At 52.5% G+C, this 21196-nt stretch carries 21 protein-coding genes; 17 read left to right on the top strand and 4 right to left on the bottom strand.

Annotated features, from left to right (window positions below):
- Positions 1-293 precede the first annotated feature (293 nt).
- Positions 294-1889 carry a GMC family oxidoreductase gene (locus D9A02_RS13180; protein WP_120501395.1) on the bottom strand — a complete coding sequence of 532 codons (1596 nt, stop codon included), beginning with the start codon at positions 1887-1889 and terminating at the stop codon, positions 294-296.
- Between the two features lie 109 nt (positions 1890-1998).
- On the opposite strand from D9A02_RS13180, the gene D9A02_RS13175 reads away from it, so the two are divergent.
- The 8 genes from D9A02_RS13175 to D9A02_RS13140 all read left to right on the top strand — a co-directional run bounded on the left by D9A02_RS13175 (position 1999) and on the right by D9A02_RS13140 (position 9200).
- Entirely contained in the window at positions 1999-3231 is a 1233-nt protein-coding gene (locus tag D9A02_RS13175) for a TRAP transporter substrate-binding protein (protein ID WP_120501394.1), read from the top strand.
- 97 nt (positions 3232-3328) lie between these two features.
- The gene (locus D9A02_RS13170; RefSeq protein ID WP_120501393.1) at positions 3329-3997 is read left to right on the top strand and encodes a TRAP transporter small permease; all 669 of its coding nucleotides are present in this window, start codon (positions 3329-3331) and stop codon (positions 3995-3997) included.
- On the top strand, positions 3997-5355 hold the full coding sequence (locus D9A02_RS13165) for a TRAP transporter large permease (RefSeq protein ID WP_120501392.1): 1359 nt from the start codon (positions 3997-3999) through the stop codon (positions 5353-5355). The genes D9A02_RS13170 and D9A02_RS13165 overlap by 1 nt, the downstream gene beginning before the upstream one ends.
- Before the next feature lie 9 nt (positions 5356-5364).
- On the top strand, positions 5365-6147 hold the full coding sequence (locus D9A02_RS13160; protein ID WP_120501391.1) for an IclR family transcriptional regulator: 783 nt from the start codon (positions 5365-5367) through the stop codon (positions 6145-6147).
- A 641-nt stretch (positions 6148-6788) separates the two neighbouring features.
- Entirely contained in the window at positions 6789-6977 is a 189-nt protein-coding gene (locus D9A02_RS13155) for a hypothetical protein (protein WP_162933063.1), read from the top strand.
- 72 nt (positions 6978-7049) lie between these two features.
- Positions 7050-7805: an alpha/beta fold hydrolase gene (locus tag D9A02_RS13150; RefSeq protein WP_120501389.1), complete on the top strand. Its 756-nt coding sequence runs from the start codon at positions 7050-7052 to the stop codon at positions 7803-7805.
- A 10-nt stretch (positions 7806-7815) separates the two neighbouring features.
- A complete protein-coding gene (locus tag D9A02_RS13145) occupies positions 7816-8241 on the top strand; it encodes a VOC family protein (protein WP_120501388.1) in 426 nt (141 codons plus the stop codon).
- Positions 8242-8477: 236 nt separating this feature from the next.
- Positions 8478-9200 (top strand): alpha/beta fold hydrolase, encoded by a 723-nt coding sequence (locus tag D9A02_RS13140; RefSeq protein WP_120501387.1) that lies wholly within the window; start codon positions 8478-8480, stop codon positions 9198-9200.
- Between the two features lie 72 nt (positions 9201-9272).
- Here the strand turns inward: D9A02_RS13140 and phaZ are convergent, their stop codons facing one another.
- Positions 9273-10562: a polyhydroxyalkanoate depolymerase gene (gene phaZ, locus D9A02_RS13135; RefSeq protein ID WP_120501386.1), complete on the bottom strand. Its 1290-nt coding sequence runs from the start codon at positions 10560-10562 to the stop codon at positions 9273-9275.
- Between the two features lie 99 nt (positions 10563-10661).
- On the opposite strand from phaZ, the gene phaC reads away from it, so the two are divergent.
- From phaC to D9A02_RS13090, 9 genes are all read left to right on the top strand, one after another.
- The gene (gene phaC, locus D9A02_RS13130; protein WP_120501385.1) at positions 10662-12464 is read left to right on the top strand and encodes a class I poly(R)-hydroxyalkanoic acid synthase; all 1803 of its coding nucleotides are present in this window, start codon (positions 10662-10664) and stop codon (positions 12462-12464) included.
- 138 nt (positions 12465-12602) lie between these two features.
- Positions 12603-13052, top strand: coding sequence for a phasin, PhaP (locus D9A02_RS13125; protein ID WP_120501384.1), 450 nt, complete (start codon positions 12603-12605; stop codon positions 13050-13052).
- 128 nt (positions 13053-13180) lie between these two features.
- Positions 13181-13738: a polyhydroxyalkanoate synthesis repressor PhaR gene (gene phaR, locus D9A02_RS13120; protein WP_120501383.1), complete on the top strand. Its 558-nt coding sequence runs from the start codon at positions 13181-13183 to the stop codon at positions 13736-13738.
- 6 nt (positions 13739-13744) lie between these two features.
- A complete protein-coding gene (locus D9A02_RS13115) occupies positions 13745-14710 on the top strand; it encodes a LysR family transcriptional regulator (RefSeq protein WP_120501382.1) in 966 nt (321 codons plus the stop codon).
- A gap of 171 nt (positions 14711-14881) precedes the next feature.
- Positions 14882-15238: an ATP-dependent Clp protease adapter ClpS gene (gene clpS / locus D9A02_RS13110; RefSeq protein WP_120501381.1), complete on the top strand. Its 357-nt coding sequence runs from the start codon at positions 14882-14884 to the stop codon at positions 15236-15238.
- Between the two features lies 1 nt (position 15239).
- A complete protein-coding gene (locus tag D9A02_RS13105; protein WP_120501380.1) occupies positions 15240-16229 on the top strand; it encodes a class I SAM-dependent methyltransferase in 990 nt (329 codons plus the stop codon).
- A gap of 36 nt (positions 16230-16265) precedes the next feature.
- A complete protein-coding gene (locus D9A02_RS13100; protein ID WP_120501379.1) occupies positions 16266-17072 on the top strand; it encodes an SDR family NAD(P)-dependent oxidoreductase in 807 nt (268 codons plus the stop codon).
- 17 nt (positions 17073-17089) lie between these two features.
- Positions 17090-17971 (top strand): oxygen-dependent coproporphyrinogen oxidase, encoded by an 882-nt coding sequence (gene hemF, locus D9A02_RS13095; RefSeq protein WP_120501378.1) that lies wholly within the window; start codon positions 17090-17092, stop codon positions 17969-17971.
- Positions 17972-18047: 76 nt separating this feature from the next.
- Positions 18048-18989 carry a lysophospholipid acyltransferase family protein gene (locus D9A02_RS13090; protein WP_120502531.1) on the top strand — a complete coding sequence of 314 codons (942 nt, stop codon included), beginning with the start codon at positions 18048-18050 and terminating at the stop codon, positions 18987-18989.
- Between the two features lie 213 nt (positions 18990-19202).
- Here the strand turns inward: D9A02_RS13090 and D9A02_RS13085 are convergent, their stop codons facing one another.
- Complete coding sequence (locus D9A02_RS13085) at positions 19203-19733, bottom strand: M48 family metallopeptidase (RefSeq protein ID WP_120501377.1); 531 nt, start codon at positions 19731-19733, stop codon at positions 19203-19205.
- A 94-nt stretch (positions 19734-19827) separates the two neighbouring features.
- Positions 19828-21135, bottom strand: a complete 1308-nt coding sequence (purB, locus tag D9A02_RS13080) for an adenylosuccinate lyase (protein WP_120501376.1) — start codon at positions 21133-21135, stop codon at positions 19828-19830.
- Positions 21136-21196: the final 61 nt, after the last annotated feature.

Below are 21196 nucleotides of genomic sequence, written 5' to 3'. Positions count from 1 at the left end.
TTCGGTTAGAAAAGAGCTGCCGCACGTCGTGCTTTACGCGCCTGTATAACGTTAGCAAGATCGTGTCTGCCGCTGACGTTCCAGTATTCAAAGTGATGCCGCATTGCGGTCCGCTTCAGCGGTAATTGGTCGATGGCGCCGCATTTTAAGATGAAAGAGGGGTGTATATTTACCAGACACTAAATACTGACAGGAAGGCACCCTCTCATAGCCTAGGGATTTTACCTTAAACATTACAATCAATAACAAGAAACTGTTCTTCCCATCATGGTATTTGATTGCCAAAACTGCGTTTACGGATTCGAAAGAATAAGGTCGCTTGCTTTTTCCCCGATCATAATCGCAGGGGCATTGGTGTTTCCCGACACAATTTCTGGCATGATTGAGCAATCGGCAACGCGGAGGCCTTTGATCCCGTGGACCTTTAACGCATCATCTACAACCGCATGAGGTTCATGCCCCATGCGGCACGTACCTGTTGGATGATAGATCGACGCCGTGTTGTCGCGCGCCCAATTCAGGGTGCCTTCATAGTCATCCATGTTTAAATCAGCAGTTGGTCGGAACTGTTCGGATATTTTGGAAGCAAGCGGGGCATGAAGGGCAATGTTGCGCGCGATATTCACCCCATCAACTATTGTCCGGCAATCCCTTTCGGTCGCTAGGTAATTGGGGTGAATTTTCGGATAGCTGCGCGGGTCAGGACCATTCAGAACAATTTCGCCACGGCTTTCCGGACGTAATTGGCACACTGACATGGTGAAAGCTGAGAACGGATGGACACCCTCACCGGGGCTGTCCGCTGACCAGGGTTGAACATGGAACTGAATATCTGGGGTCTCCAAATCAGGGTGGGTTTTCAGAAACCCGGTTGCCAAACTTGCGGCCATCGTCATCGGCCCGGCCCGGAACATCGCGTATTTCAATGCAATTTTGGCTTGGTTGAACAGGCTGCGAACTTCGTCATTCAAGGTTGGTTCATTGCACTTAAAGACAAGCCTTGCCTGTAGGTGATCCTGAAGCCCGCGCCCGACACCTGAAAGATCATGCAGCGGTTCAATTCCATTTTCCTTGAGGTGCCCGGCGTCACCGATCCCCGAGAGCATCAGAATTTGCGGCGAATTAATTGCCCCAGCAGATAAGATAACTTCACGCGTCACAGTAATGGTTTGTTCACGTCCCGAACGATCAATAAAGGTCAGGCCCGTGGTTTTTTTGCCATCAAGGTTGACTCGTTTAACCAGTGCATGAGTGATGATCTGTAAGTTCGGGCGATTTCGAATGGGCTTGAGGAAAGCAACAGCTGCACTGCATCGTCGCCCGTTGCGGGTTGTCAGCTGAAAGTATCCGACACCGTCTTGTTGTTCACCGTTGTAATCGGGATTGAATGGATAACCCGCAGATTGGGCCGCAGCAACCCAAGCGTCGCATATCGGGCGTTGGATGCGCATATTTGAGACGGACAATGGCCCGCCAGTTCCATGATGATCATCGGCGCCACGCTCTTGATCTTCACTGCGCTTAAAGAGGGGAAGCACGTCTTCCCAGGACCAGCCCTTGTTTCCCATCTGCCGCCAGCGGTCATAATCTTGCTTCTGTCCGCGTACATAAAGCAATCCATTGAGCGAAGATGAGCCCCCCAGCACTTTGCCACGTGGCCAATCTAGAGAACGGCCATTCAGCCCAGGATCCGGCTCAGTCTTGTAGCACCAGTCCACAGACGGATTGTGCATAGTTTTGAAATACCCAACGGGGATATGGATCCAGGGGTTTATATCACGCCCGCCTGCTTCCAATAGGATGACCCTGTTTTTGGGATCAGCACTCAGTCGATTGGCGATGACACAGCCAGATGACCCTGCTCCCACGACGACATAATCCGCCTCCATTTCATCCCTCCTTATCGGTGTTTGAAAAAAATTCTATGCAAGTTGAAAGAAATAAGCTAGCCTTTTTTGAAACAAAACGTCTCAATAAATGACAAAATGGGAGAGAAAGATGGGAATCGACAATAATCTAAAACGGATATCGCGCCGCGATTTATTCAGAGTTGCGGGTACTTACGGCATGAGTTCGACGCTTTTGGCTGCTGGCAGCTTTGGCGGCGCAATGAGCCTTGCGAATCTCGCCAGCGCGGCGGAATCAACTTACGAAAAGCGTTTTGCAAAAGAAGCCAAACACACATTGAAGTTTGGTGCATCGGGCTTCAATGATCAGAACCTTTTGATCGAACGTGCTGGTGCGCTAGAATTTGCCCGCGATCTTGAAAGCCGGACCGATGGTGAAATTCGCGTTGAATTTATCGGCAACAACCAAATCTGCGGGCAGACATCCTGCGTTGAGAAAACTCAACAAGGCATCGTGGACATCTATGCCGCCTCGACACAGAATTCCGCGGGCGGTGCACCGTATCTAAACGTTTTGGATTATGCCTACATGTTCCCGGGACGGGCGTCTCAATACCACTTCCTCTATAGCCCAGAGTCCCAGCGCATTCTGCGTGAACCGCTTGAAAAACGCCATGGTCTGAAATTCCTGTTCAGCCACTGTGAGCTGCGCGGAATTCAATTGGGCCTAGGTTGGGAAGATAGACCCACAGTCACCAAGTTAGAAGAACTGTTTGGAACCAAGAACCGTGTCACGGGCACGCAACTTGGCCGGATCGCTATGCAAGCGCTGAACTTGAACCCGGTTCCAGTTGCATGGGAGGAAACTCTGGACGGTCTCAAGCAAGGTCTTATCGATGGGGCCGAAACATGGGCCTCGGCCGTGGCCTATGCCAACATGTCACCGGTTGTATCCCAATCTGTTGACCTCAAGTTCTTCTGCGGCACGGAACACACATCAATGTCTGCGTCTGTGTTCGATAGTCTTGATGGGCACCTACAAGATGCGGTTATGGAATCCTCGTATTGGACACAAACGCACGTTCAAGCAGCGAATGAAGCCGCCTTGGTCAAGACCGTTGGTCACTCAGACCCGCAATTGCCAGGGACAATCTTCGCTGAAAACAATGTTCGCAATGCATTCCTCGCTGACGATCAGATCAAGATGGCCGAAGAGATGTGCTCGCCCGAGTTCCAACCACAATTGTGGGAACAATGGCGTGAACGCCTGAACAATTGGGCCGGTGGCATCGATACGTATCAGGAAATTTACGATATCGCGCGACAAGTTCCCGCAGATATGAAACCTGAAAATGTAGAACCCCGCCGTTGGTGGAAGTCATAACTTAATGCAAGATTGCTGGGGTTGGCGCGTCAATTTGCGCCAACTTTGACTTTATTCATAAGACCGGGAAAATCCGGCGCATCAATGGGAGACTGAAATGGCATTATGGTCAGAACTTGGCGCAATATTGAGCGCGTTTGCGGCACAAGATAGTTTTGAAATCCGAAACGCTATGAAATCCGATGCCGCATGGGTGTTGGGGGCCATCACCGCAGCACTTGGCGGATTGATTGTCATGTGGGTCTATTCAAAGGTGCCGCTTCTGGATCGGCATTTAGAGCGCACGATCATGGTTTGGAGCTATCTCGCCATTGCCTTTATTATCTTCTGGGGGGTGATTGACCGCTTTGTTTTCTCCAATCAGCAACCTTGGTCAACAACCATTCCACCGCTATTGTTTATGATCATGGCGTGGTTTGGCGCGGCCTTTAACGTGCGTTTGCGTACGCACCTGAGCTTTGCGGAGTTTCGGACTATGATGCCTCGCAGGGGGCAATTGGCATGCCTGTGCCTAGATGGTGTTTTGTGGTTCGTTTTCGCGGTGATCGTGCTTGTCACAACCACTCGGCTGACGGCCCTGTCCGCGTCGAACTTTCAGATCGTGCTCGGAACAGACAATGTGATGCAATGGTGGTTCCTGATCACCGCACCATTGTCATTCTTGCTGCTGGTTGGGCGGGTATTTGAGAACTTGAGAGACGATTTTTCTAATTGGCGCAGCGGTGAACCGTTGATCAAACAAGCCATTATCGGGGGGGATGTATAATGGCCGATGGAACCTGGGTTACGTTAATTTCACTTGGTGTCACCCTCTTGTTTATGCTGGGTGTGCCGGTGCTTTTGGTAATCGCATATTGGGTTATTGGATGTTCTGCCGTGCTGGGGCTGACACTTGATAATATGGGGGCAGAACTTCTCAATGTGTTCAACAAGGGGTTCGCCCTTTTGGCAATGCCGCTCTTCATTCTAACCGGTGATTTGATCAACCAATCCGGCATCGCCCGAAGGTTATCGGATTTTGCCTATGCCTGTTTGGGTTGGATGCGTGGCGGCTTGGCGATGGCCTCACTGGGGGCTTGTGGACTCTTTGCTGCGATCTCGGGATCCAACTCCGCCACGACAGCTACGATCGGTTCAATGCTACACCCGGAAATGGTTAAAGGCGGCTACGATGAACGGTTTTCGGCAGCAACTGCTGCAGCTGGCGGGACGGTGGGGATTATTATTCCACCTTCCATTATCTTCATCGTCTACGGTTTCTTGTTGAACCTGCCCATTTCTGAGCTGTTTGTCGCAGGTATCTTGCCTGGAACGTTGATGGTTGTCGGTATGCAGCTGGCATGTTGGATTATCTGCAAGATTAATGGCTGGGGTTACCTGATTCCGCTGCAGTTGAATCGTGTATTGAAGACAGCTTTCGGCGCTTGGCTGGGGTTCTTCGCCATTGGTCTGGTTCTGTGGGGAATCTACACTGGTAAATTTTCCCCGACCGAGGCCGCGGGCGTAACGGTCGGATTTTGTGTCCTTGCCGGTGTAGTGAGTTGGCCCCTAAATAAGCTGATGGGAGCAAATCGCGACAAACCGGTGACTGAAAAAAGCTTTGCTGAAATGTTCGTTGTCGAAGGGTTTACGCCGTTTCAAATCCCATCAATCGTTGTGCGTTCAGCGCAGATCACCGGAATTCTTGCACCCCTGATCGCTATTTCAGTTGTGATGCAGCAAATTTTATCTCTGCTGGGCGCACAGCAAACAATCGGTGATTTCGTAACCTCTATGGGCGGATACTACGCTGTCTTGTTCACTTCGATGGTGATCGTGTTCTTCTCGGGTATGGTGCTTGAAAGCCTGCCGGTGACCATCATCCTGGCCCCAATTTTGGCACCTATTGCTGCGTCCGTTGGCATTGATCCAATCCACTTTTCGGTGATCTTCCTAGTCGGCGCATCTATTGGGTTCATTACACCGCCTTACGGTCTAAATCTTTATGTAGCCTCTGGTGTAACTGGCGTTCCCTATTTCCGACTGCTCCGCTATACGGTCCCCTACCTTGTAGCGCTGATCAGCGTTTGGATACTGGTATCACTTGTGCCTGATCTCGCGTTGATCTTGCTGCCCAACAGATAGAAAAATGCGATGCCCGATAATGACCTGACGCCCCAAAAGGACAAACAAACACCACCAAATCTGCGTTTGTTGCTCATTTTGGAAGAGGTTGCACGCTTGGGCATCGCGGTGAAACCCGCGCAACTGACCGAGGCATTGGGCCTGCCCAAGCCTACGATCCACAGGCTGCTGCAAACCGCAGAGGCTGAAGGTTTTCTGCAACGCGACCTAGATGGAAGATCTTATGGCCCGGGTTTTCGGCTTCGCGGTATGGCGATGAATACGATGTCTTCGGAACATCTGCGAACAGGGCGGTTGGCAATATTGAAAAGCGTTGCCGAGGAAATCGGCGAAACCTGCAATCTGGCCACACCTGATCGCGAGGGGATGATTTATCTGGATCGGGTTGAAACCAAATGGCCTCTGCGCATCCAGCTTCCGATTGGGACACAGGTGCCGTTTCATTGTACAGCCAGCGGAAAAATGTATTTGTCTACGCTACGGACCAACGTGCTGGATGCGGTACTTTCGTCCAGTACATTGGAAAAAAAGACAGACGTGACACTCACATCTTCCGATGATCTCAAGCGCGAACTGGATCTCACTCGACAACGCAAATTCTCAACTGACAACGAAGAGTTCATGACCGGGATGACCGCAATCGCAGTGCCAGTTTATGACAGCCACCGACGTTTACTTGCGACCTTGTCAATTCACGCCCCAGTTTTACGCTTTCCCGTCAGTAAACTTATAGACTGCCTACCTGTATTGAACCGGGCCGCGCAAAACCTCACAGATATGCACGACAAGTAATTGGCTTGCGCATAATCACCAAAACAACGCTACAACGAAGAGGCGTCGCAGTGTAATACTATTGTGTTCTGCACTGCTTGTGCCGACTGTCACACATTTCACGAGGGATGCAATGGTAGCGAAGGTCTGGTATTCGCCTGAAGTGCCTTTCGCTACAGATGTGAAGCGACGAAAGTAGCCATTGGCGCAAGTGCAGCGAATTGGTGCATCGTCCGCAAAGCAGATATCATCGGTATGTCTTGCATGTGTCTGAAAACGACTTAGTTGTGAATAAACTGTTACCACAGATATCTCTTGATTACTCAAAGACGGTCGCTAGAGGCTGATATCTGAGCTCCAGTAAATATTGAGGAACCTGCTTTGGAGCAGGGGGGTGGAATGAGGTGTCACATATCTGACACAGAGTGATTTAAGCATGCAATTGCGTGCAGTTGTGCGCGATATGGGGCAAGTGCCTGTAATACTGACGTTAAGCATGTTGTGTGCAAATGTATGCCAGTGTTGCGCACAATTGTATGCAAAGGTTTATTTTAATATACTGAAATTAAATGATTTTTTTATTGTTATCGTGAATTTATCGCCATAGCGTGATCTTACGCTCTCTTGGAAAGATGAGCTAAAGAACAACAAGGATGTTCGTTATGACAGTGCAGATGACCCAATTGCAGATGGCCCAAATGAATGAAGCGACCTCTGGGTTCCCGCAGTTTAAGCAAGCCGCAGATGTGGCTGACCACGATGTGGGCGTGGTCTATGATAACACCGCGAAACGCCCCGCAGGTCAGGGCCTGTTGCGGCAGATCGAAATGCGCCTCGGTTCGATCGCGTAATTTTCTGATCTTGTAACTGCCTGCCGATTTCGGTGACACTTGTTTTGAACTTTCATAGGTCAGGGCAAAGACATGGCGCAGGCAGAATTTCTTGAAACATCGACAGGGCGACGCATCGCTTATCACAAGACCCTTGGACAGGCGCCGGGCGTGGTATTTCTGGGTGGTTTCAAATCCGATATGGATGGCACCAAGGCCGTGCATCTTGAGGCTTGGGCGCAGGCGCAGGGGCGTGCATTTCTGAGGTTTGATTATTCCGGGCACGGGCAGTCCTCTGAGGGGTTTACTGATGGCTGTATCGGGGACTGGGCCGCAGATGCGATGGAGGCCATCACAACCTTGACCGAAGGTCCACAGGTGCTGGTAGGCTCCTCTATGGGCGGCTGGATTTCTTTGCTTTGTGCACGCGAGATGCCCAAAAAGGTTGCGGGTTTGGTTACGATTGCTGCTGCCCCTGATTTTACAGAAGATTCCATGTGGGCCGGTTTTGATGAAAGCCAAAAGGCCGCATTGGAGCGAGATGGACAGGTGGCACTGCCTAGTGACTACGGCGAGGATTACATCATCACCCGCCGCCTGATTGAAGATGGACGTCATCAGCTGGTATTACGTGAGTTGCTGTCGTTGCCCTTTCCAACACGGTTTTTGCAAGGCACCGCCGATGAGGATGTGAACATGTCTGTGGCTCTGCGTTTGCTGGAGCATGCCAAAGGTCCAGACCTGCGCTTGACGTTGGTGGATGGGGCAGATCATCGGTTTTCGGACGAGACTTGTTTGTTGCTGACGGAGCAGAGCGTCGAGCAGGTTTTGGGCTTGGTTACAGCGTAAGGAGTTGGTTATGGAGCAGCGGATCTCGTTGGTAACTTTGGGGGTGGAGGATGTTGCGCGATCCGCCGCGTTTTATGAGGCCTTGGGGTGGCTGCGTGTCGACAGCCCGGATGGGGTGATTGCCTTTGATCTGATTAGTCAGACCCTGGGCCTGTACCCGCGTGCGGCTTTGGCAGAGGAGATTGGGGTGTCTGAGGCTGAGTTGGGGACTGGGGCAATGACTTTGGCCCATAATTTGCGATCTCGTGATGATGTGGATGTGCTTATGGCGCAAGCGAAACAGGCGGGCGCGCATATTTTGAAACAGCCGCAAGAGGTGTTTTGGGGTGGGTATCATGGGTATTTTTCTGATCCGGATGGCCATATTTGGGAAATTGCCCACAATCCATTTTCACCGCTGCGGTCTGATGGCGCGTTTCGTTGGAACGGTCATTAACGTAAATTGAGCAAAGAAAATTGAGCGCACCTGAGGGTGCGCGCTGGATCCCTCGTTGTTCGCCAGCGGCGAACGGCCTCATGTTGTCTGTCGGCAGAGGTAGTGCCGAAATTGCATTCAGGTGTTGGATTTAAGACTCACTTTGGATTGAAAGCAGGCACCGGGGCTTGACCTGATGCGTCTCTCAGGCAGGATGGGAATAGGAATAACACATTGAGGTCGCAAGGAAATTGATTATGCGTGAGCCACTGGTGCTTTTGCCGGGTCTGATGAGCGATGTACGGGTGTTTGGCCCTGTTCTGGAAGGGTTGAGCCGGGATCGTGCAATCACCGTGGCCCCGATCACCGATGGGATACGGATAGAGGATATTGCATCAGGTCTGTTGGATGTTTTACCCCAACGGTTTGCATTGGCCGGGATGGGAATGGGGGGCAATGTCGCGATGGAGATTTTGCGCCGAGCCCCGGATCGAGTGATGCGAGTGGCCTTGATGAATTGCATGCCTTTACCCGAAACGCCACAATCAGCGGCCGATTATGAGCCATGGATTATCAAGTTGAAGGCCGGGCTATGGGAGGATGCAGTGCAGGGTTTGTTGCCGGCGGAGACATTGGCACCGGGTGCAGTGAGAACCACTGTTATGGCACGGATGGTGGATATGGCGCAGACCATTGGTGCGGATGGGATTATTTCGCAGATCCGGGCGTTGCAACGGCGACGGGACTATCAGGCCGAGTTACGCAAAAGCAAAGTGCCGATGATGGTATTGGGGGGCGCGCATGATACGCTTGTGCCAGTCAAACGGCTGGAGTTTATGGCAGATCTGATCCCCTTTGCAGAACTTGTGATCATTCCAGAGGCGGGGCATGTGCCGACATTGGAACAACCCACGCAAGTTCTGAACGCCTTGAACAGCTGGTTAGAGCAACCTTTGGTTTTGCGGATGAGGGTTGGGTGATTGAGCGAATTACAAAGCCGCCCGGAAAGGGGCAGCTTTGTCGAATGTCAGGTTGATCGCAACGTCAGTATCTTAAGCTTTAGGAGCCGATTTCTTTTTCTTGGGGGCTGTCCGGCTGCGTTTGGCTGGCGCCTCGGAGTTGGCATCAATGAAATCCAGAACCAATGGACGGATGTTGTTGCGCCAGCTACGACCGGCAAAAATACCGTAGTGGCCAGCATCGGGCTCAATATAGCTGGCCTTTTTACTGTCGGGCAGGCCGGTCAACAGATCCAGTGCGGCGACACATTGGCCGGGTGCTGAGATATCGTCTTTGCCGCCTTCGACGGTTTTGACGGCAACGCTGGTGATTGCCCCAATATCTACCTGATGGTCGCCGATTGTGAATTTGTTTTGCGCGATCTCGAGGCCTTTGAAAATGCGCTCTACGGTGGAGAGGTAAAATTCTGCAGGCATGTCCATGACAGCAAGGTATTCATCGTAGAATTTGTTGTGGGGGTCGCGATCAGTGGCTTCGCCGCGGGCAGTGCGTGTGATTTGATCTGTAAAGGCTTTGGCATGACGTTCAGCGTTCATTGACATGAAGGACGATAGCTGGAGCAGGCCCGGGTACACCTTGCGACCCACACCTTTGTATTTGAACCCGACTTGTTGGATCATGGTCTCTTCGAGTTGACCCATTGTGACGCGCCGACCGAAGTCAGTCACATCGGTGGCAGCAGCGTCGGGATCGATCGGCCCACCAATCAGGGTTAGTGACCTGGGCTGCGCGTTGGGATCTTGTTCTGCCAGATAAGCGGTAGCCGCCAATGTGAGCGGGGCAGGTTGGCAAACCGCAACGACATGCAGGTCTGCGCCCAGCTCGCGCATGAAATCTACCAAGTATAGAGTGTAATCCTCTACATCGAATTTGCCTTCGGATACCGGGATATCGCGGGCATTGTGCCAGTCTGTGACATAGACCTCGCAATCAGGCAGGAGCGATTTGACGGTGGAGCGCAGCAGGGTGGCATAGTGGCCGGACATTGGGGCAACCAGCAGCACGCGGCGGTCCATTTCTTCGCGGCCTTGAACGGCGAAATGGATCAGGTCGCCAAAAGGGCGCTCAATCACGGTTTCAATGTTGATCAGATGGTCGCGGCCATCTTCGCCGGTGATGGAATCGATGCCCCAATCTGGTTTGACGACCATGCGTTGAAATGTGCGTTCAGTCACCTCGCCCCAAGCGGCCATCCATTGCATGGCTGGGTTTGGTGTCATGCTGAAAAGCGGGTATGATGCCATCGACAGGGCCGATGCGCCCAACCATTGATTTGTATTACGTAGGGTTTCCATCAGGTCGTAAGTCATCATGTAACGCATGTACTGGTCTCCTGCGTGGTGTACGGGTAGACTCTGTTACAAACCTGTGACCCGGCGATATTATGCTGCACAGCAGAAAGTTAAGGAAGATTCGTTAAAATGGCAACGCATGAGGACATTTCCGAACAGAAATTTGAGCGGTTAAATCAGAATCTTGCGCAAGTAGAGGCATTATCGCAACGTTTGGTGCAGGCCCTGTCGGTGCGTAAGCCGGCGAATCCAACATTGAACGGTCCGTCGCAAGATCTTTTTGCACGTGCAGCAACGACCTATTGGGCGGATTTTCTGGAAAACCCTAGTCGGATTTACGAGCAGCAATTGGAGTATTGGGGTAAATCAGTGCGCCATTTTATAGAAGCTCAACAGGCGATGGTGCAGAGCCAGGCCGACCCGGAAGAGCAGGGCGATGACCGACTGAAGGGGGACCGACGTTTTTCTAACCCGCTGTGGGAAACGAACCCATATTTCCATTATATCAAACAGCAATATGCCACCAATGCAGCGACCATTCGGCAAGCGGTGGCAGAGATCGAGGATCTGGATCAGACTGACAAGCAGCGATTGGATTACTTTTCGCGCCAGATCATCGACATGATGAGTCCGACCAATTTTCTGGGCACCAATCCAGACGCATTGGAAAAGGCAGTGGAGACGGAAGGCGCCAGTCTGGTGAAGGGGTTGGAAAACCTTGTTGCTGATCTGGAGGCCAATAACGGTGAGCTGGTTGTACGGCTGGCGGATGAGAGTGCCTTTGAGTTGGGTGAAAACGTAGCCACATCGCCGGGCGAAGTGGTGTACCGCAATAAAATGATGGAACTGATCCAATACGCGCCCACGACAGAGCAGGTGCATTCGACGCCTTTGGTGATTTTCCCGCCCTGGATTAACAAATTCTACATTCTGGACCTCAAAGAGCAAAACAGTCTGATCAAGTGGATCACTGATCAGGGGTATACGCTGTTTGTTGTTTCCTGGGTGAACCCGGATGCGTCTTTTGCTGATGTAGGTCTGGAAGAATATATTGAAGATGGATTCCTTGCGGCCATTCGCGAGGTTAAAGCGATCTGCAACGTGAAGCAGGTGAATGCGGTTGGTTATTGTATTGCAGGGACCACCTTGCACCTGACTTTGGCATTGATGGCGAAGCGCGGCGATAAGAGTGTGAAGTCCGCGACCTTTTTTACCGCGTTGACGGATTTTGCAGAGCAGGGGGAATTTGTGCCTTTCCTGCAAAACGATTTCATCGATGGGATTGAAGAGGAAGTGAACGAACAGGGGATTCTGCGGTCGTTCATCATGTCGCGCACAATGTCATTTCTGCGGTCCAATGACCTGATCTATTCGCCCGCGATCAAAAGTTACATGATGGGAGAAACGCCGCCCGCCTTTGATTTACTGTATTGGAATGGGGACGGGGCCAACCTTCCGGGTAAGATGACGATGCAGTATTTGCGCGGCCTGTGTCAGCGCAATGAATTCATCGATGGTGGATTTGAGCTGTTTGGTGAGACGCTTCATATCAGTGACGTGAAAATCCCGCTGATGGCGGTGACCTGTGAGACGGATCATATTGCGGCGTGGAAAGATTGTTACCGTGGGTTCCAGCAAACCGGGGCGAAAGACCGATCATTCATTGTGTCCGAGTCGGGCCATATTGCCGGGATCGTGAATCCGCCCAGCAAGAAGAAATACGGCCACTATACCAATGCAGACCTGAGCCTGAATGCCGATGACTGGCAAGAGGGGGCAGAATTCCACAAAGGGTCATGGTGGCCCCGTTGGGAAACATGGCTGCGCAAACGCTCTGGCAAGAAGATTTCTGCCCGCGAACCAGGTGATTCTTCGCATCAACCTTTGGCGCCAGCGCCAGGTGCTTATGTGCGCCGTAAGGCAATGGGCTGAAATTAAAAGAAAATCCATGAATTGTGAAATTTATGCTGCAGTGCAGAAAAAACCTTGAAATGCTGCAGCGCAGCATGTATATAGTTTGCAGACGCAGAAAGCGGAATTACCCGCTGACGCATATCAAGGATTGAAACGATGGCTAAAGCACAAGACTTTAACACTGTCATGAAAGACATCATGGGCGCGTTCCCCGTCGACACAAAAGCGATGGAAGATGCGTTCAAAAACCAAGCAGCCCTGAGCGAAAAGCTGTCTGGTGTTGCTCTGACCGCAGCTGAAAAATCAGCTGAACTGTCCAGCAAATGGACAAAAGAAACACTGGCCAAACTGACAGACGTCAGCAAAGCAAAAACAGAGCCAGCGGATTACGCCAAAGCGGTAACTGATTTCGCATCAGCCAACGCCGAAGTTGCTGCCGAAAACATCGCAGCATTCGCAGAAATCGCCAAAGCAGTTCAGACACAAACTGTTGAGCTGATGATGGCGGCTGGCAAAGACCTGCAAGAAGAAACAGCAACTGCTGTTAAAAAAGCTGCTGACGAAGTCACAACAGCTGCAAAAAAAGCAACTTCTGCTGCTAAATAAGCTTAGATCTTACCACTAATCCTCCCGATTAGGTATGATCTGTAAGGGCGAGCGTCAGGCTCGCCCTTTTATTTTGTGCTGCATGTGTCTAGTCTTTGCTGCAGTGCTGCATTTTGGGGAGGAAATCCGTGGCTGATACCGGAAAATCGCTTTTGATTAAGCGTTACGCTAGCCGTCGTTTGTATAACACGGAAACATCCGACTATGTGACACTGGAAGATATCGCGGAGTTTATTCGTGATGGCCGCGAGGTTCAGATCATTGATCTGAAATCTGGCGATGATCTGACGCGGCAATATCTGCTGCAAATCATTGCCGAGCACGAAAGCCGAGGCGAAAATGTCTTGCCGACCAATGTGCTGACGGATCTGGTGCGTAGCTACACAAATCAGGCAACTAGTATGGTGCCGGATTTTCTGGCCGCCAGTTTTGAGATGCTGCGCGACAGTCAGAGCCAGGTTATGGACAGCATGACCAAAGCCAATCCACTGTCTGGCATGCCAGGTATGGAAGCCATGCGCGCGCAGCAAGAGGCGTTCTTAAAGGCAATGACCGGTGGTTTAAGTGGCATGGGTACGATGCCCACCCCCGATGCTGCACCTGCCGAGAGCAGCAATGAAGACCTCAGCGATATCAAGAAACAACTGTCCGAGCTTCAGGACAAACTGTCGAAGCTGGGAAAGTAACATCAAATGGTTGATAGCCCCGGGCGCATAACCCTGTGGGGGATCGAAGTGTTCATGGCTGCGGCGGATGAACGCTCGATCTCGGCGGCGGCCAAGCGATTGGGTGCAAGCCCTTCGGCGGTCAGCCAGCAGTTGACCAACCTAGAGGGTGCCTTGGGCGCGACATTGCTGCAACGTAACGCGCGCCCGGTGCGGTTGACCCCCGCGGGAGAGATCATGCACCGCCGCGCGCAAGCCATAATGAACGAGGCGGCACTCGCACGGGCAGAACTGGCGATGTCAGACCTGTCTATGCTGACACGGTTCCGCCTTGGGATGATTGAGGATTTTGAAGCAGACGTAACACCTAAGCTGTTGACCCATATGGCGCAAAAACTGAAAGGCTGCCAGTTTCTGCTGGAAACCGGCGCCAGCCATTTTCTCTATGATCAATTGGATGCACGCGCGTTGGATGTGGTGGTTGCTGCGGAACTTGGCGCAGAACAGGACTGGGTCGAAGTGCACCCCTTGCTGCGCGAAGGGTTTGTCGTTGCTGCACCTAAGGGGATGATTAACTCGGATCGTGATACACTTAAGCAGCTCAAGCGGTTACCACTGATTCAATATACGCAACGACACTATATGGGACGTTTGATTACCTCTCATTTGGCCCGTCAGAATATCTCTTTGCCGCATCGGTTTGAGTTAGACAGCTATGCGGCGATTTTGGCGCTGGTTGGACAGGGCGAGGGGTGGACGATCTTGACGCCGTTGGCTTTGATGCGGGCTCGCCGGTTTGCGGATCAGCTTGACGTGCTTGAACTGCCATTGGCACCTTTGTCGCGGACAATTTCACTGATCAGTCGCAAAGGCGTGCTGAAGGAAATGCCCGAAAGTGTTGCGAGCAGTCTGCGCCCGATTTTACAAGAAAGTATCGTGACGCCGGCTGCGGCACGGTATGGATTTTCCGAAGAAATCCTGAAAATTCTGTAAGAGCATAAATTCATGCCACATTGCGGGTGTGCGGGTTTGAATGCTGCATTTGCAAAGAATTGATGCATTTATGGCTGACGAGGGGGGATCTGTGCTGCTAACCTCTTTTCAGCGCTGCTATTGAGTCTATATAGACAGCGCAGAAACCGCATAAGCAGACAGCATCTTGTAATGATTGATTGTATCGTCAGATTGTCAGGCCCGACCTCAAGCCAGGATGATGATGGACCCGATGGGGATGCATCTGTTCTGGTTGAGACACGTCCAAAGACCAAGCGCCCGCCGCTTTATAAGGTGTTGTTGCTCAATGACGATTATACTCCGATGGAGTTTGTAATCGCGGTGCTGGAGCGGTTTTTTGGAATGGATCATGCGCAGGCCTTTGAAATTATGCTGACGGTTCACAAAAAAGGCGTGGCGGTGGTCGGAGTGTTCAGTCATGAAATTGCGGAAACCAAGGTGGCGCAGGTGATGGATTTTGCCCGCAGACACCAACATCCGCTGCAATGTACAATGGAAAAAGAATAATATGGCTGTGATTTCACGCCTGTCGCTGGCCCTGTCCGAGGGGGATTTGACCCTGCCCGAGGCGGGACGCATCGCCATCTTTGGTCCGCGGTCCGAGACGGATATTTCTGCGTTACCCATGGAACGCTGTCATGTCGTGACAGGGTTTCGGCCGGACTATGATCACTTTGCCGGTCGTGGTTACAGTTGTTCGCAGGAACCCGAAGGGCGCTATAGCCTTGCGGTGGTGTTTCTAGGGCGGGCCAAAGCATTGTCGCAGGCGATGATTGCCAAAGCTGCGGCGGTGACCGAGGGGTTGATCGTCGTTGACGGTGTAAAAACAGATGGCATTGACTCCATGTTAAAAGCCGTACGCAAACGCACAGAGGTATCAGCGCCATTGTCAAAAGCGCACGGCAAGCTGTTCGCGTTTGTGGCCGGTGACGACTTTGATGATTGGGGTGCGCAGGTCAAACAGGTGGCGCCCGGTTTTGAGACCTTGCCAGGTGTGTTCTCGGCTGATGGGATTGATCCTGCATCTAAACTTTTGGCAGACCACTTGCCCAAGAAACTGGGTAAGCATGTTGTCGATCTGGGTGGTGGATGGGGATATCTGAGTGCCCGCATTCTGGAGCGTGAAGAGATAGAGGCGTTGCATATGATCGAGGCAGATCATGATGCGCTTACATGCGCCCGCCAAAACATTGCTGATGCGCGGGCCTGGCTCCATTGGGAGGATGCGACCCGTTGGCAACCTGAGGACCGGGTGAACACGGTTGTCACCAATCCACCATTTCATACCGGACGTGCTGCAAGCCCTGACTTGGGGCAGGCGTTTATTCGATCGGCTTGGGGGATGTTGAAACCGCAAGGGCAGCTTTGGCTGGTTGCGAACCGGCATTTGCCCTATGAAAAAACCATGGCAACGCTTTTTGCGCAGGTGTCTGAAGTGGCCGGGGACCGTAGGTTCAAGATCTTGAATGGCCAAAAACCTCTGCGGCAACCACGTTGATTTGCGCGCAAATCTGGGACGAAAGGTAGACAGTTTATGTCATTTTCAATTTCCGGCAAGACAGCAATAGTGACCGGCGGGGCCAATGGAATTGGCTTGGCGATCGGACGGCATTTCGTTGACAAAGGTGCAAACGTAATGTTTGCCGACATGGACGAAAAGCAACTGCTGCATGAATTGGGTGAGAATAAGGAAGATAGCCCGCAACGGTACTTTGCCGGGGACCTTCGGGAAAAATTGACCCAGGCCAACCTGTTATCGGCCACAATTGATGCATTTGATCAGGTTGATATCCTTATCAATGCCTCGCGACAGATTGCCCCTTCGGATGCTTTGAGTGCCGAGGATGACGCGGTCGAGATGTTGTTGCAACAAAATCTCATGGCGGCTTTGCGGTTGAGCCAGACAATCGCCAAACGGATGATCAAGCAGGCCGATAAATTGGATGACGATGACGGTGTGATTGGTGCTATCATTAATCTATCCTCGATCGCTGCGCGGAATACGCACCCTGAATTGCTGGCTTATTCCGTATCAAATGCCGCACTTAACCAGATGACCCGGTCGATGGCTGTGTCGTTGGCACCCAATCGGATCCGAGTAAACGCGGTGGCGTTTGGGTCCGTGATGAGTGGGTCATTGCAACGAACCCTGCGTGACAATTTGGAATTCCGTAAAGAAATCGAAGAACGCACGCCATTGGGGAGGATCGCTTCGGCGCATGAATTGGCTGAGACCGTGCAGTTTCTGGCCAGCGACAGTTCGGACTTTATGACGGGTCAGGTGCTGACAGTTGATGGTGGCCGTAGTCTGCTGGACCCCGTCACAGCGCCAGCGCATTGATCGCGGCACAGGGGACTATGATGCAAGAACAAAAACAGCGGGCCGCGGCCTGGTTTCGTGAGCTTCGTGATCAGATCGTAATCGGGTTTGAAGCCCTGGAAGAGCGGCACAGCACTGGCCCGCTGGGGGATCAACCCGCGGGACGGTTTGACGTGCGCGAGACAACACGCACGGCGGATGATGGATCAGACGCCGGTGGCGGATTGATGAGCGTGATGCGTGGTGGTCGCGTGTTTGAGAAAGTTGGCGTCAACGTGTCCGAGGTGTACGGCACATTGGACGAGGCCGCGCAGAAATCCATGGCTGCACGCGGTGTGCCGGGCATTGCAGACAATCCGCAGTTCTGGGCCAGTGGCATTAGTTTGGTGGCGCATATGCAAAATCCGCATGCGCCAGCCGTGCATATGAACACTCGGATGTTCTGGACGCCGGGGGCCTGGTGGTTCGGTGGCGGATCTGATCTGAACCCTTGCATTGAATACACTGAGGACACCCAGCATTTCCATGACACGCAGAAAGCGCATCTGGAGCCGCACGGCGCAGGTCTCTATCCGCGTCTCAAAGAATGGGCTGATGAGTATTTTTATATTCCACACCGTAAACGTGCGCGCGGTGTTGGTGGTATCTTCATGGATGACCAAAACAGTGGTGACTGGGAGGCGGACTTTGCTTTGACACAGGACATCGGCCGGGCGTTTTTACCGGCCTTTGTACCCCTGATTGACAGGCGACGGGTGCAGGAATGGGGCGTGGCTGATAAGGATGTGCAACTGGTGCATCGCGGGCTCTATGCCGAGTACAATCTGGTCTATGATCGAGGCACCAAGTTTGGCCTGGCCACGGGGCATGATCCGGATGCGGTCCTGATGAGCCTGCCACCGATGGCGAAGTGGGTCTGACCGAGTTTTGCCAAAGCCTTGTTATTGAAGCGCGGCAGGCGTATGTCTGCGGCGAAATTTGCCGGATTTTGACCTGATGAGCGACGAAAAACAGCCCTTTTGGACCCGTGACCGTATGGTGGGCATGGCGATGTATGCGCCAATCGCTTTTGCGATGCTGCTGCCGTATCGCTGGCGGATTGCGTTTATTGGTTGGATCACATCGCGGATAGTGGCTCCGATTGCGGGCTACGACAAGCGCGTGCGTGAAAATCTGGCGTATGTGTTACCGGACCTGCCTGAGGATGAAATCCGCCATTTGATGCGTGCTGTGCCCGACGGGGCAGGGCGCAACATGATCGAACTTTATTCGCACAAGGCCTTTACGGAACGCACGCGGCATTCGCCTGTGACCGGCCCGGGCTTGCCTGCTATTCGCGAGGCGCGAGAGAATGGTAAACCGGTAATCTTTGTGACCGGACATTTTGGCAGCTTCAATGCCGCGCGAGTCGCAATGATCGAACAAGGCTTCGAGATGGGGGTGTTTTACCGCCCAATGTCAAACAACTGGTTCAACGCGCGTTACACTGAGGCCATGCGCTCACTGTCAGAGCCGATGTTTGAGCAAGGTCGTCGCGGCATGATTCAAATGGTAAAGCATCTGCGCAGTGGTGGCGTTCTGGCGATTCTGACAGACCTGAACGCCCATGATGGCGTGCCGCTGCAATTCTTTGGAAAGCCTGCGCTGTCCCCTTTGGCAACGGCTGAATTGGCGCTAAAATTCGATGCGCCTTTGGTGCCGGTTTGGGGTATTCGTGCGGAAAATGGTTTAGATTTCAACATTCTGGTCGAAGAACCTGTGCCGCATTCTGATCCTGTGACCATGACCCAAGAGGTCAACGACCGGCTGGAGGCACAAGTGCGACAGCGTATGGATCAATGGTTCTGGATTCACCGTCGTTGGAAAGACGGTATCGGCCCAATGGCAGACAAGGGTGCCCAACAATTAGAAGAAATGCGCCGTAAAGCCGACGATTAACTGCTGGTTTGTGGCTGACAGCTATGGCTGTTAGTGTCCCAGACGGTTCCCTCAGAACAAGACATTGTTTGTTTACTGTGTTTGCTGCACGCGAGTGCGGTATGTGCGGTGCTGAGGCTTAAGGCAAAGGCGAGAATTGCTACAATTTTCATCTGTCTGTCTCCTGCATCTGCCGCGCAGTATAGCACAGCAGGGCAGGAAAAGGCAGGGGGCTCAGTAGCTGTAGGTCTGGCCGGTGGTAATAGCCTCATAAAGCGAGGCCTCTGCCCAACTGCCTTTGCCGTTGTATTCTCGAATTTTGAGCAGCTGATGACGCGCGCCTTGCAGGTCACCCTGTTCGACCATGGCCTGCCCCATGTAGGATCGGGCCAGAATATTTGCGGGGTTTTCTGTGAGGGCCGCACGATAATAAACCATGCCGCGATCAACTTCACCAAGTTTACGATAGGTGAAACCCCAATAAGTCAAAACGCGGTCTTCGTCTTGGTCGGACATTGCAGAAAGCGCGGTTTGCGCATGATCGAGCTGGTCATGATACGCAAACTCGCGAACGGCTTGATACAACTGGTCATCGGTCAATGCGCTATGCTGCGGATCGACGCATGATTTTGATTTTTTGTCCCAGACTTTGCCACCGGTACAGGTTTGGGTAGTCTCTGAAGGTTTCGGAGCGGTGGAGCTGCCACCCCCGGCAAGCGCAAGGCTGGGGGCGATGATGGCGGCGGCAAGTAATGGACGAAGCATGGGACCTCCTGCAAAGGTGTGTCTTGATTGATTATACCAAACAAAACACACCAGAAGCCGGATTATTCAGCCCATAACGTTTTCGTGAAAGATTTTAGCTTTCGCCGAAAACGCGGGTAAAGATCGTGTCGACATGCTTGGTGTGGTAGCCAAGGTCGAATTTCTCCTCGATCTGTTCCACACCCAGTGCTTTGACCACTTCTTCATCGGCCAGCAGCTCTCCTTTGAAGTCACAGCCGGTTTCCCAGACTTTCAGGGCGTTGCGCTGTACCATTTTATAGGAATCCTCGCGCGAGACGCCGGCTTGTGTCAGGGCCAGCAGAACTCGTTGCGACATGACCAGACCGGGAAACTTGTTCATGTTGGCCATCATGTTGTCAGGATAGACCAGCAGCTTTTCGATCACGCTGGTCAGGCGGGCCAGAGCAAAATCAAGGGTGATGGTCGTATCAGGACCGATGTTACGCTCAACAGATGAGTGGGAAATATCGCGCTCGTGCCAGAGCGCCACGTTTTCCAGAGCGGGCACGACGGCCATACGTACCAGACGCGCCAGACCGGTCAAGTTTTCAGTCAGAACTGGATTTTTCTTGTGCGGCATCGCAGATGAGCCTTTTTGACCCATCGAGAAAAATTCGGCCGCTTCCAGAACTTCGGTGCGCTGCATGTGGCGAATCTCAGTCGCGATGTTTTCGACGGTAGAGGAGACAACACCAAGCGCGGCAAAGAAGGCGGCGTGACGGTCGCGTGGGATCACTTGGGTTGAGATCGGCTCTGGCTCGAGGCCCAGCTCCTTACAGACGTGCTCTTCTACTGCGGGGTCGATGTTGGCGAATGTACCAACCGCGCCGGAAATGGCGCCAGTGGCAATTTCTTCACGTGCCGTTTGAAGGCGACGCAGGTTGCGGTCCATTTCAGCGTAGAAACGCGCGAAGGTCAGGCCCATTGTGGTTGGTTCGGCATGGATACCGTGTGAACGGCCGATGCGGATGGTGTTTTTGTGTTCAAATGCGCGGGTCTTCAGTGCGGCGAGCAGACCTTTGGCATCTTCGATCAGGATGTCCGCGGCGCGCACCAGTTGGACATTGAAGCAGGTGTCGAGCACGTCTGAACTGGTCATGCCTTGGTGGACAAAACGTGCCTCGTCCGAGCCAACATGTTCAGCCAGATGGGTCAGAAACGCGATAACATCGTGTTTCGTTTCAGCTTCGATCTCGTCAATGCGGGCGACATCAAATTCGACATCCTTGGCTTTCCAGACGGCCTCGGCGTTTTCGCGCGGGATCACACCCAGATTGGCCATAGCATCGCAGGCGTGCGCCTCGATCTCGTACCAGATGCGGAATTTTGTCTCGGGCGACCAGATGGCAACCATTTCAGGGCGTGAATAGCGAGGAATCATGTGACGGGCTTTCGGATATCGGTTAAATCTTGACGCGGGTTTAGACCGCGCAGCGCGCAGC

The organism is Roseovarius sp. EL26 (genome assembly GCF_900327775.1).
GTDB lineage: Bacteria > Pseudomonadota > Alphaproteobacteria > Rhodobacterales > Rhodobacteraceae > Roseovarius.
Note: the sequence above shows the minus strand (reverse complement) of the source record. Positions and strands in the feature narration are given on the sequence as shown.